The following is a 14,317-nucleotide window of genomic DNA, read 5'->3' on the forward strand; positions in this document are numbered from 1 at the left end:
GCCCCCCGCGAGGGGGACGGTTATCCTAGCCGTGTCCACAGCAAACAGTGACGACATGAGCCAACAGACCGTTCTGGTCATCGACGACGAACGCGATATCCGCGAGCTTCTCACCATCACCCTCGGCCGCATGGATTTGCTGGTCGATGCGGTAGGTACCGTGACCGAAGCCCGACGCGCCCTCGCCGAACGGCATTACGACCTCTGCTTCACCGACATGCGCCTGCCCGACGGCAACGGCCATGAAGTGGTGGAGCTGATCTCCGCCGAACATCCGGACACGCCGGTGGCGATGATCACCGCCTACGGCAATGTCGATGCGGCCGTGAGCGCGCTCAAGGCGGGCGCCTTCGATTTCGTCTCCAAGCCGGTCGACATCCAGATGCTGCGTCGCCTGGTGCGCACGGCACTGCGCCTGGCCGAGGAAAAGCGCAGCGGCCAGGCCGCCGCCAAGCCCGACGGCAACGAGCGCCTGATCGGCGAGTCGCCGGCGATGCACCAGGTGCGCGCCACCATCGGCAAGCTGGCGCGCAACCAGGCGCCGGTGTACATCGCCGGTGAATCGGGCGTGGGCAAGGAACTGGTCGCCCGCCTGATCCACGAGCAGGGCCCGCGCGCCACCGGGCCGTTCGTGCCGGTCAACTGCGGCGCCATTCCGTCCGAACTGATGGAAAGCGAGTTCTTCGGCCATCGCAAAGGCAGCTTCACCGGTGCGGTAGGCGACAAGGAAGGCCTGTTCCAGGCCGCGCACGGCGGCACACTGTTTCTCGACGAAGTCGCCGAACTGCCGCTGCACATGCAGGTGAAGCTGTTGCGCGCGATCCAGGAAAAAGCCGTGCGCCCGATCGGTGCACGCGAGGAAGTGCCGGTCGACGTGCGCATCCTCTCGGCCACCCACAAGAATCTTGCCGCGCTGGTGGACCAGGGCCAGTTCCGCCAGGACTTGTTCTATCGCATCAACGTGATCGAACTGCGCGTGCCGCCGCTGCGTGAGCGTCGCGGCGACGTGCCGCTGCTCGCCAACTTCGTGCTGCGCCAGCTCGCCAACAAGAGCGGCGGCACGCCCGGCCACTTGCTGCCTGCCGCCCAACAGGCGCTGGAAGCCTATGACTTCCCGGGCAATGTGCGCGAGCTGGAAAACATCCTCGAACGCGCCATGGCCATGTGCGACGGCGACCAGGTCGACGTCAGCGACCTGATGCTGCCGCAGCGCACGCCGCGCCCGCAGAACGAAACGGCACCACCGTCTTCCACCGGCATGCCCGCCGTTGAACCGGCACCCGTTGCCGTGGCTGCCGCACCGTCGGCCAGCGGCGGCCTGGATGACTACATCAGCAACCTTGAGCGCACGGCCATCATCAAGGCGCTGGAGGAGTCGCGCTACAACAAGACGGCAGCTGCGAAGAAGCTGGGCATTACGTTTAGGGCGCTGCGGTATAAGTTGAAGAAGTTGGGTATCGATTGAGATTGATAGGTCGATGCACAGAAAAGGCCGCACACAGTGCGGCCTTTTTGTTTTTGTGGTGGCGTGCGCGCCATCTGTGGGAGCGCACCCTGTGCGCGACGGCCACGCTGGGGTGTACCGCTCTGTAGGCTTGTCGCGCACAGGGTGCGCTCCCACAGAAGAGCCGACCGGCAAGATTGATCCGCCATCCACGGACCTGCGTCCCCCCCGCTTGTAGGAGCGCACTTGTGCGCGACCGCAGCACTGGGACGTGCCGCTCCGTTGGCTGGTCGCGCACAAGTGCGCTCCTACAAAAAAAGCTGCCGGCTCGGCAGCGCAGAGCACTTATCGGCTCTTGATGTGGCTCAGCCCCCGGGGTCCCCGTATGACGCGGCGGGCGAACCAGGTCGCGAATACGCGACAACAAAACACCGAGGCTCTGGATTATCAGCCATTCAACTGTTGACGAGCGCTTCCGGCCTGCGCCGGGATGACGAACAAGAACAAGACTGCGGCACATCCAAACAACGAGGCTAGGTTGGCCCCTCACCCCACCCCTTTCCTCGGAAGGGGAGAGGGAGCAAAAACTCACACTGGCCCTTGCGGCCCATCCCCACCCGTACTCTCCTCCAACGCATCCCTGACCGTCTTCAACAACCGCAACGTCGAAACCGGCTTGTCCACCAGATACAAATGCTCCATCACCGGCAACTCATCCATATCCGGCGGCGCATCCGGACGCGCAAGCAAAAGCACCGCACCGCGATAACCATGGTCGAACAAGGCCGCCAACGTGCGCACGCCGGTAAAGAGATTCATGTCGGCATCAAGCACCACAAGATCGGGAACGCCTTGCGCCTCCAGCCACTGCAAGGCAGCCGTACCACTCTGGCTGGCATGCGCCTGATAGCCCCACGAATCGAGCGTATCCACCAGCAGCGAGAGCTGACCGGCTTCTTCCACCACCACCAGCACGCGCTCCGCTTCGCCCTGCAGGTTGGCGGTTTCCTGCTCGCCCACCACATCGGCGGGCTGCTGCATCAGCGGAATATGCATATGGAAGCTGGTGCCCTCGCCGAGCACGCTCTCCACCCGCATCACGCCACCATGCGCGGTGATGATGCGCTTGCATGAAACCAGGCCCAGGCCGGTACCGCTTTCCTTGGTCGTGTAGAACGGTTCGAACAGATGCAGCAATGCGTTCTCGTCCATGCCGGTGCCGGTATCGATCACGCTGAGGCATACATAGTTGCCTTCGCGGCTTTCCTCGCCGGGCTGGAAGAAATGCTCCGGCAAGCTGGCCACCGATGTGCAGATGCGCAGCTTGCCGCCCTCGGGCATCGCTTGCAGCGCGTTGAGGCTGAGGTTGAGCAGGCACTGCTGCAGCTCGGTGTGATTGCCGTCGAAGCTGAGATCGGGATCATAAGCATCCAGTTCCAGCGTCACATTGCGCGGCACACTGCCTTGCAGCAACAAGCCGAGTGCTTCGAGCAGCGCGCCCACGCGCACTTGTTCCGCGCGACGTGCGCCGCGCGCAAAGGAAAGCATGGAATGCACCATGTCCAGGCCACGCTTGCCGCAGTCGCGCACCAGCCGCCCCAGTCGCGCGAGCCGTGGATCGTCCTGGTAGTCCTGCAGGCTGTCGCCGGCGAGCAACAAGGGTTGAAGCAGGTTGCGCAAGTCGTGGCTCAGGCCACCCGCCAGCATGGCCAGACTCTCGAAGCGCTGGGCGCGGATCAGCTCGGTTTCCGCGCGTCGACGTGCACGCTGCGCTTCGGCTTCGCGCATGGCGCGGCGTACGGCCGAGGCCAGCCGCGCAGGATTCTGCTTGAGGATGTAATCGGTCGCGCCGTTGCGCAACGCCTCAATCGCCGCTTCCTCGCCCAGCGTGGCGGAGACGAAGATGAAGGGCAGGTCCTGGTCGCGTTCGCGCAGGATGTCGAGCGCGCGCTGGCCGGAGAAACCCGGCATGCTCAAGTCGGACAACACGATATCCGGCTGGAAATCCTCCAGCGCCGAGAGATACTCGCGCTCGGCGTCCACCAGGGTCACGTCGTATTCGATGTGATCGGCGTCCAGCTCGGACAACACGAGCTCCGCATCGAGCTGGCTATCCTCGATCTGCAGTACACGGATTCGGGGTAACGCCCACTGCTGCCTATCCACTGTCAACCACCCCGTCGTGGAACCGCCCCTAACATTCGTCCCATTCAGATATGGTCAGGTGCCTGATTGAGCACTGCCCAGAACTGCCCCACGGTTCGCACCGCTTCAAAAAACTGGTCCACGTCCACCGGCTTGATCACGTACGCGTTCGCGCCAATATCCCAGCTGCGCGCCAGATCACTTTCCTCCCGCGACGATGACAGAATCACCACCGGCACGCGGCGGAATCGATCGTCGGCACGCAACTGCGTGAGCACTTCCAGCCCGCTCATGCGCGGCATCTTGATGTCCAGCAGCACCACGGCCGGATCGGTCGGTTCGCGCCCGGCCCATTCGCCGCGGCAATAAAGGTAGTCCAGGCAGTCCACGCCGTCTTCGACGTGCACCACGGGATTGGCCAGATGGGCACCGGCAAGCGCGTCCAAGGCCATTTCAGCGTCGGCGAGACTGTCCTCGACAAGCAGGATGGTACGGAGGTCGTGGTTCATTGGCGCCTCTGCGCGAAGCTTTCTGCGAGGTCCGAAGACGGCAGTGTGAAGTGGAAACGCGCGCCCTGCCCTGGCTGGGCATCGGCCCAGACGCGTCCGCCGTGTCGCGTGACGATGCGACGCACATTGGCCAGGCCGATACCGTTGCCCGGAAACTCCGAGGCCCGGTGCAGGCGCTGGAACACGCCGAACAGTTTACCCGCGTATTGCATGTCGAAACCGGCGCCGTTGTCGCTGACCACGAATTCGTAGCTGCCGTCGCGGTGGCGCTGCACGTCCACGTCGATGCGCGCCACCTCGCACTTTCCGGTGTACTTCACCGCATTGCCCAGCAGGTTCTGCCACACGGTGCGCAACATGTTCTCGTCGCCGATCACGATCGGCAACGGCGCGATCGACCACACGATATGACGGCCGTGCGCATCCGTTTCGGCCAGTGCGCGTGCTTCGTCGGCCAGCGACTGCATATCCACCGGCTGCAGGCGCAGGGCGCCGCGGCCCAGGCGCGAGAACACCAGCAGGTCTTCGATCAGCAGCGCCATGCGCTTGGCGGCGTCGTTGATCACTTCGATGTAATGGCGCGAGCGCTCGTCCGCCGCCTCGCCCAGATGCTGCTGCAACTTGCCGGCGAAACCGCTGATATGACGCAGCGGCGCACGCAAGTCATGCGACACCGAATAGCTGAAGGCTTCCAGCTCGCGGTTCACATCGGATACTTGTTCGATCTTGCCTTCGAGCTGGCGATTGAGTTCTTTCACCTGCTGCTCGACCAGGGCGCGTGCGGTGACATCACTCAAGGTGAGCAACAGCACCGGATCGCCGCCGTTGTCCTGTTCGAGGCGACGGGCGTTGATCACCACGTGGCGGTCGACGCCATCGACGGTGCGCTGGATAAGCTCGTAATCCCACAACTCGCGGTCCAACAGCAGTACGTCATTGAGACGTTGCAGCAGCGCACCGTCGGTCCAGGCACCGTCGCCGATATCGGTCAGCGGCAGCGATTGCCGGAAATCGGGCGGCAGGCCGTAGAGCTCGCCAAAGGCCGCATTCACCAGCAGCGTGCCGAGGCCGGCGTCGAGCAAGGCGATGGGTTCGCGCACGGCCTGCACGATGAGTTGGGAACGCTGCACTGCCTGGCCTTCGCGCACTTCGGCGCGCAGGCGCCGGCTGATCTGGCGTTCGGACACGATCACCACGATGGTCAACAGCAGCACCTGGGCGATCGCGGTGATGGTCAAGGCCAGGGCGCTGTTGAACGATTCGCGGCTGGCCGCGTCGCGTCGGCTGAGCAACGTGGTGTTCTCGTTGCGCACGATGCCGTCGATCAGATCGTCCATCTTGAACAGCGTGCCGGAGTCGCGCATGGCATCGGACGCGCCGGCTTCGTCGCCATGGTCGTGCCGCATGATGGCCTGCCCGCTCAAGGCGAGGCGACCGCTCACGGTGGAACTGAGCGAGCCGATCAGGGCCTGCTGATCCGGGCTGTCGCGCGTCATGTCGCGCAACTGCTGCAGCAGGCCGGGCGTTTCGTGCGCCGCCCGCTCGGCACGCATGCGTACCGTCGCGTCCGCATCGCCGTGGATCAGGCGGTAGATGGCCGCCTCGCTGTCGCGGGTGACATAGGCGATGCGATAGGTAAGCGACTTCACCTCACTGGAGTGGGTGACGCGCTCATTGGCGAGGATGGCCTCGCTGGCGCCGCTGCGGGTGACCACGTACGGCAAGGCCACGATCACCAGCACGGCTGCCAGCAGGCCGCCCAGGCGCCAGCGCAGGGCGACGCGGTCCTTCATGGCCGGCCGCAGCGTCGACGCCAGTTTCCAGGATGAGCGCAACATGTCAGGCATGGTTGCAGAATCACCCCAGAGAACGCCACCTCTTAAAGTGGCGTTTTGACGACACTTTAGTCGGAGTTACCTGGGGACCCCTGTCACAGACACGCTCATCGAGGCCGGGCGGGCGCTCACAGCCTGCCCCCAGGCCCGGTTCGGCTCGGCCTGCATGGTGAAGTGCAGCTCGCCGCCGGCAACGATTTCAGCGTGGCGCAGGAACACCCGGTCCAGCGGCTTGCCGTTGAGGGTGACGCTGCCAACGTAGGGATGGGCGTCATCCAGCGGCTGGGCCGTGACCTTGAAGGTCTTGCCGTTGGACAGGTGCAGGGTCGCGCTGCTCACGAACGGCCGCCCGATGGCGTACTCGTCGCTGGCCGGCGTCACCGGGTAGAACCCGATCGCCGTGAAGATGTACCAGGCCGACATCTGGCCCAGGTCGTCATTGCCGGCCAGGCCATCCGGGCGGGTGGCGTACTGACTGTCCATGATCTGCTTGAGGCGCTTCTGCGTCTGCCACGGCGCGCCAGCGTAGTCGTAGAGATAGGCCAGGTGATGGCTGGGCTCGTTGCCGTGCGCGTACCAGCCGATCAGGCCGGTGATGTCCTCGACGTTGGCGAAGTGCGATTTGTCGACCTTGGCCTCGAACACGCTGTCGAGCTTGGTCACGAAGTTCTGGTCGCCGCCCATCGCCTTGATCAGCGCCGCCACGTCCTGCGGCACATACCAGGAGTACTGCCAGGCGTTGCCTTCGGTGTAGTCGCTGCCGTAGCCGGCCGCATCCGGGTTGAACGGCTCGCGGAAGCTGCCGTCCGTCTTGCGCGCACGCATGAAGCCGGTCTTCGGATCGTATGCATTGCGCCAGTTGCCGGCGCGCTTGTCGAAGGTGGCGGCAATTTCCTTGCGACCCATTGCCTTGGCCATCTGCGCCAGCGACCAGTCGTCATAGGCGTATTCCAGCGTCTTGGAGGCCGCTTCCGGCTCCTTGTCGATGGGTACGTAGCCGAGCTTCATGTAGTCGCCCAGATCGCCATAAGGCGCATAGGTGGCGCTGGCCACCATCGCCTTCAACGCCGCGTCGGCATCGAAGCCACGCACGCCCTTCACATAGGCGTCGGCGATCACCGGCACGGCGTGGTAGCCGATCATGCACCACGTCTCCAGGCCCTGGTACGCCCACACCGGCAGGATGCCGAACGGGCTGGTTTCGCGCGAGGCGATCAGCGAGCGGATGAAGTGGCTGCTGCGCTCGGGCATCAGCAGCGCCATCAGCGGCTGCTGCGCGCGGTAGACATCCCACAGCGACCAGGTGGAGTGGAATTCGAACTTGCCGTTCTTGTCGACGGCCTCGTGCACGGCGTTGTCCGCGCCGCGGAACTGGCCATTCACGTCCATGCTGAGCGTGGGCGACAGCAGCGCGTGATAGAGCGAGGTGTAGAAACCGACGCGCTGATCCTTGCTGCCTTCCACGTCGATCGAGGCGAGTGCCTTGTCCCACTGGCTGCGGGCTTCGGCGCGGCGCGCATCGAAATCCCAGCCCTGGCCTTCGGCATCCAGATTGGCGATGGCGTTGGCTTCGCTCACCGGCGAGATGGCCACCTTCACGCCGAGCGGCTGCTTGAGCGCACCGAAGTCGAACACGCCAACGAGGGCGCGGCCGCTTTGCGCATCGTGGTCTTCCGGTTGATAGCCCGGGCCCTTGAAGCCCTTATAGGGGATGTCGGTCTCGCGGTTGTACAGCGTGCGCGCCTGCATCGGCTGCGAGAAACGCATGGCGAAGCAAAGCTCGCGGCCCGGCGCCCAGCCGCGCGTGGTGCGGCAGCCGGTGACCGTGCCGTCGTCATGCACGCGCAGGCTGGACCACAACACCTTGCCGGCGTAGTCGTAGATGCTCGGGCGCAGATCCAGCAACAGATGCGCCGGCTTGCCAGCCGGGAAGGTATAGCGGTGCCAGCCGATGCGACGGCCCGCGGTCAGCTCGGCGCGCACGTCGTAATCGCTGAGCGTCACCGCGTAATAACCTGCCTGCACCACTTCCGTGTCATGGCTGAAGCGGGAGCGGTAGCCGCTGCCCGGCTTGGCCGGGTCGCCCTGCTCCAGGCGCACGTCGCCGGCAATCGGCATCACCAGGACGTCGCCCAGGTCCGAATGGCCCGAGCCGGAGAAATGGGTGTGGGAGAAACCGAGCAGGCTGCTGTCGCCGTACTGGTAGCCGGCGGCCCACTTATAGGCGTGCTTGAAGTCGGGCATGGCCGAATCCGGCGACAGCTGGATCATGCCGAACGGCACCGTGGCGCCAGGAAAAGTATGCCCGTCGCCGCCGGTGCCGATGCGGGGATCCACATCGACCGAATGCCCCTCGGCAGCCCGCACGCAGGCCGGCGCAGCCAGGGAAATCGACACCGCTGCAGCCAGCAAAGTGGGCAGCCATGCACGGAAACGCGAATTACGCATAGAATTCCCCGAAAGAGTGGATTTGAATCGTTCTAATTTCGCCTGACGCTAACATCTCTGCAGGCATCGTTGCATGCTGCGTCGCGCCATCGAAATCGGTTCCGTTCGTGCGCGGAGGCAGGTACCTTTGGATCGTTCCAATCAACCCAGGCCTGCGATGGAAAGCCAGACCCCGGTCGGTAGAAAGATCACACTCAACGACATCGCAGCCGGCTGCGGTGTGTCCCGCGCCACGGTTTCCCTGGTGCTGCGTGGCAGTCCCCTCGTGAATAAGGTTACCCGGGCACGGGTCGAGGAAGAACTGCGACGCCAGGGATACGTCTATAACCGGGCCGCGGCCAACCTACGCCGGCGTACGTCGTCGAGCGTGGCCCTGGTCATCAACGAACTGGCGAACCCGTTCTTCGCCGAGTTTGCTGCGGGCGTCGACGACGCGCTCGGTACAGCCGGTTTCGTCACCCTGCTCGGCAGCTCCGGCGATTCGGCCGAGCGCGAACATGCCGTGCTCGGTTCGCTGATCGAACACGGACCAGGCGGCATCATCCTGTCGCCCGCCGAAGACAGCGAAGCGCGCAAGGTATTGGCCGCCGTGGGCACCCACACCCCAGTGGTGCTGTTCAACCGTGAACTGGGCGGGGAGCTGCCGGAATACGCGCACTGGGATCGCCTGATGCTCGACAACGAGCGCGGCGCCCGCCAGGCCACCGAACATCTGATCGCGCAGGGCCATCGGCATATCGCCTTTTTTGGCGGCCATGACCATGCCAGCTCCACCCGCGAACGCCATGCGGGCTATACGCAGGCCATGAACGCGGCCGGTCTACCGGTCGAGTCGCACTGGCGCGTGCAAAGCACGCCCACGCGCATGGATGCCGCGCGCGCCGCAGGTTCTCTGTTCGAAGGCCCGGGCTCCGCGCCCACCGCCGCGGTTTGCTACAACGACGCCGTGGCGCTGGGCCTGATGCTCGGCCTGCACCAGCATGGTCGACAGGCGGGCCGCGATTTCGCGGTGACCGGCTTCGACGACATCGCCGAAGCCTCGATGAGCATGCCGTCGCTCACCACGCTGTCCACTGCCCCGCGTGCACGCGGACGGCAGGCGGCCGACATGCTACTCGCTCGCCTGCGCGATCCGCAGGCGCCTTCGGGCACCATCATCGCGCCGGTGGAACTGGTCGTGCGCGAAAGCAGCTGTCCTCTTTCCTGACCCACGGATTCCGCATGGCCTTCGCAGCACCACCCATTCAGTCGGCGACCACGTCGTCGACCACCGGTTCGACGCGCTACACCGACTATCCGATGGCGATGGCGGTCACCACCACGATTTTCTTCATGTGGGGTTTCCTGACCGTCCTCAACGACATCCTGATACCGCATCTCAAGACCGTGTTCGAGCTGAACTACGCACAGGCGATGCTGGTGCAGTTCACCTTTTTCGGCGCGTACTTTTTGATGTCGCTGCCGGCGGGGCGCCTGGTCGCCGCGCTTGGTTACAAGAAGGGCATCGTGGCGGGCCTGACCATTGCTGCCGTGGGCGCGTTCGGCTTTTGGCCGGCGGCGCTGCTGCATTCGTATGCGGCCTTCCTCGCGGCGCTGTTCGTCTTGGCCACCGGCATCACGGTGCTGCAGGTCGCAGCGAATGCGTATGTGGCGCTGCTCGGTCCCGAACGCACCAGCTCCAGCCGCCTCACGCTGGCGCAGGCGATGAATTCGCTGGGCACCACGCTGGGCCCCTGGTTTGGCGGCCTGCTGATTCTTTCCGCCGTTGCCTTCACCGTGCCCGACGCCGTGCGCAAGGCGCCGGAAACCGTGCAGCTGGTGCAGACGCTCAACGATGCGCCGCCCGCGCAGGCGGTTGAGGCGATGCGTCAGGCGCCGCCGGAACGTCTGGTGGCCGCGTTGAACGATGCCGCCGCGACGGCGCTCGATCGCCTGCCCGCGACCGACGTGGCCGCAAGCATTGCGCAACTTCCGCAGGATCAACTGCCGCACGCACTGGACCGGCTCGCCGGCGCCCCGTTGCTGGCCACGCTTTCTGCGCTGTCGCCGCAACAGCTTGCCGCGTTGCCGTCGGCCAATCTTGCTCAGGCGCTGGACAAGCTCGCTTCTTCGCATCTCGATGCCAGCGGCGATGCCCAGTTCGCCAAGGTGCGCGCGAATCTGACGCCGGAGACCGCACAGCAACTGGCCAGCTATCGCCAGAAGCAGGCCGAGCTGGTGCAGAAGCCGTATCTCGGCCTCGGTTGCGCCTTGCTGGTACTGGCGCTGGTGGTGTGGCTGTTCCGACTGCCGCCGCTGACCGAGTCGACCGAAGCGGCCGACACCACGCATCACACGCTGATGGACGCGCTGCGCCACAGCCATGTGTTCTTTGGCGTGCTGGCGATCTTCTTCTACGTGGGCGCGGAAGTGTCCATCGGCAGCTTCCTGGTGAACTACCTGTCGCTGCCGGAGATCGGCCACATGAGCGAACTGCAGGCAGCGCACTACGTGTCGCTGTACTGGGGCGGCGCGATGGTCGGGCGCCTGGCCGGTTCGGCCCTGCTGGTGATCATCAACCCGCGCAAGCTGCTCGCCGTGTTCGCCGGTGTCGCGGGCCTGCTGGTGCTCACCACCATGCTCACCCATGGCGACGTGGCGATGGTCAGCGTGATCGCGATCGGCCTGTTCAACTCGATCATGTTCCCCACCATTTTTGCGCTCGGCATCGAACGCATGGGTCCGCTCACCGGCAAGGCTTCGAGCCTGCTGATCATGGCCATCGTCGGCGGCGCGCTGCTGCCGCTGGCGCAGGGCGTACTGGCCGACCACATGGGCATCCAGCACGCTTTCATCCTGCCGCTGCTCTGCTACGGCTACATCGTGTTCTACGGTCTGCGCGGTTCGCTGGTTCGCGATCCCGTTGTTCCCCAACATTGAGTCTTTGTCGATGTCACGCACCATCCTCTGTTTCGGCGAAGCGCTGATCGATTTCCACAGCGAAGGCGGCGATGAAGCCGGCTTCCCCCGCAGTTTTGTGCCTTACGCTGGCGGCGCGCCCGCCAATGTGGCCGTCGCCGTCGCGCGTCTGGGCGGCGATGCGGCGTTTGCCGGCATGCTCGGCAAGGACATGTTCGGCGATTTCCTGCTGGCCAGTCTTCAACGGTTCGGCGTGAACACCGATGGCGTTGCGCGCACTGACGAAGCGAACACCGCGCTTGCGTTCGTGTCGCTGGATGCCCACGGCGAGCGCAGCTTCAGCTTTTATCGCCCGCCGTCGGCCGACCTGCTGTTCCGCCCCATGCATTTCCATGCGGACAGTTTCCGGGGCGCCGCCGTCTTCCATGTCTGCTCCAACAGCATGACCGATGCGGCGCTCGCCGAGACCACGCGCGAAGGCATGCGCCGCGCGCATGACGCCGGCGCACTGGTGAGCTTCGATCTCAACCTGCGTCCTGCATTGTGGCCGCGGGATGTGGAGCCACGCCCGCTGTTGTGGCCGGCTCTTCATCTGGCCGACGTGGTGAAACTGAGCGCCGAGGAATTCGCCTGGCTCGCCGTCGACGGCGAGGAAGCCACGCTGGAAAAGCTGTGGGAAGGACGCACACGTCTGGTCATCATCACCGATGGCCCGAAGGCCCTGCGTTGGTTCCATCCGGATGTGGAAGGCGAGCTGCCGGTATATGCCGTGCCTGCCGTGGACACCACGGCCGCGGGCGACGCCTTCGTGGGCGGCCTGCTCTATCAGCTGGCCAAGCTCGAACACAGCGACGACCGCATCGACCACCTGATCACCGAACTGCCCCGCCTGCATGCAGCCCTGCGCTTCGCAGCGGCCTGTGGCGCACTCACCGTGACGCGCCAGGGTTCGTTCTCGGCCATTCCCGATGAAGCCGAAGTGCTCAACTTCATGGAGACGTACGCATGACCACGACGCCTGATTTCCGCAGCGAGGCGTTTCTGCGCGAACACATCGCGACCACGATGGCGTTCTACCACCCTCATGCGATCGATCCCGCCGGTGGTTTTTTCCACTACTACAAGGACGACGGCACGATCTACGACCGCAGCCATCGTCACCTGGTAAGCAGCACGCGCTTCGTCTTCAACTACGCGATGGCGTACAACGAGTTCGGCAACCCCGAATATCTCGATGCCGTGCATCACGGCCTGCGCTATCTGCGCGAGGTGCACCGCAACCCCGCCACGGGCGGCTACGCCTGGACCATCCGCGATGGCAAGCCGGAAGACACCACGTATCACGCGTACGGCGTGGCCTTCGTACTGCTCGCGTACTCGACCGCCAAGAAGGCCGGCGTGCACGAGGCCGAAGCGTGGATGGACGAAACCTGGGAGCTTCTGGAACAACGCTACTGGGATGCCGACGCCGGCCTCTATCGCGACGAAGCCGACGAGCACTGGCACTTCAGTGATTACCGCGGCCAGAACGCCAACATGCACATGTGCGAGGCGATGCTCGCCGCCTATCAGGCCAGCGACGAACCGCGCTATCTGGAACGCGCGCTGGAGCTGGCCGACCACATGACGCGTCGCCAGGCAGCCAAGGCCGATGGTCTGGTGTGGGAACACTATGACGTGAACTGGAACGTCGACTGGAAATACCACCTCGACAATCCCAAGCATCTGTTCCGCCCATGGGGCTTCCAGCCCGGCCATCAAACCGAATGGGCGAAGCTGCTGCTGATCATGGAGCCGCTGCTGCTTGAACGCGGCATCGAAAAAGACTGGCTGGTGCCCACCGCCAAGCACCTGTTCGACACTGCACTCGCACGCTCGTGGGACAACGAATACGGCGGCATGGCCTACGGCTTTGCGCCTGACGGCGAAGTCTGCGACGACGACAAGTATTTCTGGGTGCAGGCCGAATCGCTCGCTGCGGCGGCGCTGCTGCATGCACGTACGGGCCTGGCTGAATACGATGCTTGGTACGAGAAGCTGTGGGCGTATGCGTGGAAGTATTTCGTCGACCACAGGTATGGGGCGTGGTTTCGCATTCTTACTCGTGACAATCACAAGGTTGATGACGAGAAGAGCCCTGCCGGTAAGACCGACTATCACACCATGGGCGCGTGTTATGAGGTGATCGCCCTGGTGCGTGAGGGTGGGGTTCCGTAGGGAAGATCATACGGAGCCCCCGATAGGCGCGAGCCACATCAAGAGCCCGACAGTGTGCGGCACTGCCGTCCGTCCTTTTTGTAGGAGCGCACTTGTGCGCGACCAGCCTGCGAAGCGATACACCGCAGCTCCGCGGTCGCGCACAAGTGCGCTCCTACAAGGGTTTCGCGCGCTGTGGCGCCCATTCAATCTTGCGATCGCTCTTTGTGGGAGCGCGCGTCGTGGGGCGCTGATAAAAAATTAGAGGCCGCTGCATTTTTGTAGGAGCGCACTTGTGCGCGACAAGCCTACGAAGCGATACACCGCAGCTCCGCGGTCGCGCACAAGTGCGCTCCTACAAGGGTTTCGCACGCTGTGGCGCCCATTCAATCTTGCGATTGCTCTTTGTGGGAGCGCGCGTCGTGGGGCGCTGATAAAAGATTAGAGGCCGCTGCATTTTTGTAGGAGCGCACTTGTGCGCGACAAGCCTACGAAGCGATACACCGCAGCGCTGCGGTCGCGCACAAGTGCGCTCCTACAAGGGTTTCGCGCGCTGTGGCGCCCATTCAATCTTGCGATCGCTCTTTGTGGGAGCGCGCGTCGTGGGGCGCTGATAAAAGATTGGGAGCCGCTGCATTTTTGTAGGAGCGCACTTGTGCGCGACAAGCCTACGAAGCGGTACACCGCAGCTCCGCGGTCGCGCACAAGTGCGCTCCTACAAGGGTTTCGTGCGCTGTGGTGCCCATTCAATCTTGCGATCGCTCTTTGTGGGAGCGCACCCTGTGCGCGACAAACCTACGGAGCGGTACACCGCGGCGTGGCTGTCGCGCACAGGGTGCGCT

9 protein-coding genes are annotated in these 14,317 nt (G+C 64.4%); 5 read left to right on the forward strand and 4 right to left on the reverse strand.

Annotated elements, in window-relative coordinates:
- Positions 1 to 55: 55 nt before the first annotated feature.
- Complete coding sequence (locus AC1DE1_RS13610) at positions 56 to 1,465, forward strand: sigma-54-dependent transcriptional regulator (RefSeq protein ID WP_477176296.1); 1,410 nt, start codon at positions 56 to 58, stop codon at positions 1,463 to 1,465.
- Positions 1,466 to 2,032: 567 nt separating this feature from the next.
- Here the strand turns inward: AC1DE1_RS13610 and AC1DE1_RS13615 are convergent.
- From AC1DE1_RS13615 to AC1DE1_RS13630, 4 genes are all read right to left on the reverse strand, one after another.
- Positions 2,033 to 3,616: a two-component system sensor histidine kinase NtrB gene (locus tag AC1DE1_RS13615; protein WP_441605349.1), complete on the reverse strand. Its 1,584-nt coding sequence runs from the start codon at positions 3,614 to 3,616 to the stop codon at positions 2,033 to 2,035.
- Positions 3,617 to 3,654: 38 nt separating this feature from the next.
- Positions 3,655 to 4,098, reverse strand: coding sequence for a response regulator (locus AC1DE1_RS13620; protein ID WP_046972442.1), 444 nt, complete (start codon positions 4,096 to 4,098; stop codon positions 3,655 to 3,657).
- Positions 4,095 to 5,891, reverse strand: a complete 1,797-nt coding sequence (locus tag AC1DE1_RS13625; RefSeq protein ID WP_441605356.1) for a sensor histidine kinase — start codon at positions 5,889 to 5,891, stop codon at positions 4,095 to 4,097. Before AC1DE1_RS13625 ends, AC1DE1_RS13620 begins: the two co-directional genes overlap by 4 nt.
- A gap of 120 nt (positions 5,892 to 6,011) precedes the next feature.
- Complete coding sequence (locus AC1DE1_RS13630) at positions 6,012 to 8,381, reverse strand: GH92 family glycosyl hydrolase (protein ID WP_477176297.1); 2,370 nt, start codon at positions 8,379 to 8,381, stop codon at positions 6,012 to 6,014.
- A gap of 157 nt (positions 8,382 to 8,538) precedes the next feature.
- Between AC1DE1_RS13630 and AC1DE1_RS13635 the strand changes: the two genes are divergently transcribed.
- The 4 genes from AC1DE1_RS13635 to AC1DE1_RS13650 are packed head-to-tail and all read left to right on the forward strand — an operon-like array spanning position 8,539 to position 13,496.
- Positions 8,539 to 9,588, forward strand: coding sequence for a LacI family DNA-binding transcriptional regulator (locus AC1DE1_RS13635; RefSeq protein WP_441605351.1), 1,050 nt, complete (start codon positions 8,539 to 8,541; stop codon positions 9,586 to 9,588).
- A 14-nt stretch (positions 9,589 to 9,602) separates the two neighbouring features.
- Positions 9,603 to 11,300, forward strand: coding sequence for a sugar MFS transporter (locus tag AC1DE1_RS13640; RefSeq protein WP_477176298.1), 1,698 nt, complete (start codon positions 9,603 to 9,605; stop codon positions 11,298 to 11,300).
- A 4-nt stretch (positions 11,301 to 11,304) separates the two neighbouring features.
- A complete protein-coding gene (locus AC1DE1_RS13645) occupies positions 11,305 to 12,288 on the forward strand; it encodes a carbohydrate kinase family protein (RefSeq protein ID WP_477176299.1) in 984 nt (327 codons plus the stop codon).
- Positions 12,285 to 13,496 (forward strand): AGE family epimerase/isomerase, encoded by a 1,212-nt coding sequence (locus AC1DE1_RS13650; protein WP_441605354.1) that lies wholly within the window; start codon positions 12,285 to 12,287, stop codon positions 13,494 to 13,496. The genes AC1DE1_RS13645 and AC1DE1_RS13650 overlap by 4 nt, the downstream gene beginning before the upstream one ends.
- Positions 13,497 to 14,317 lie beyond the last annotated feature (821 nt).

The organism is Dyella sp. 05T440 (genome assembly GCF_056395965.1).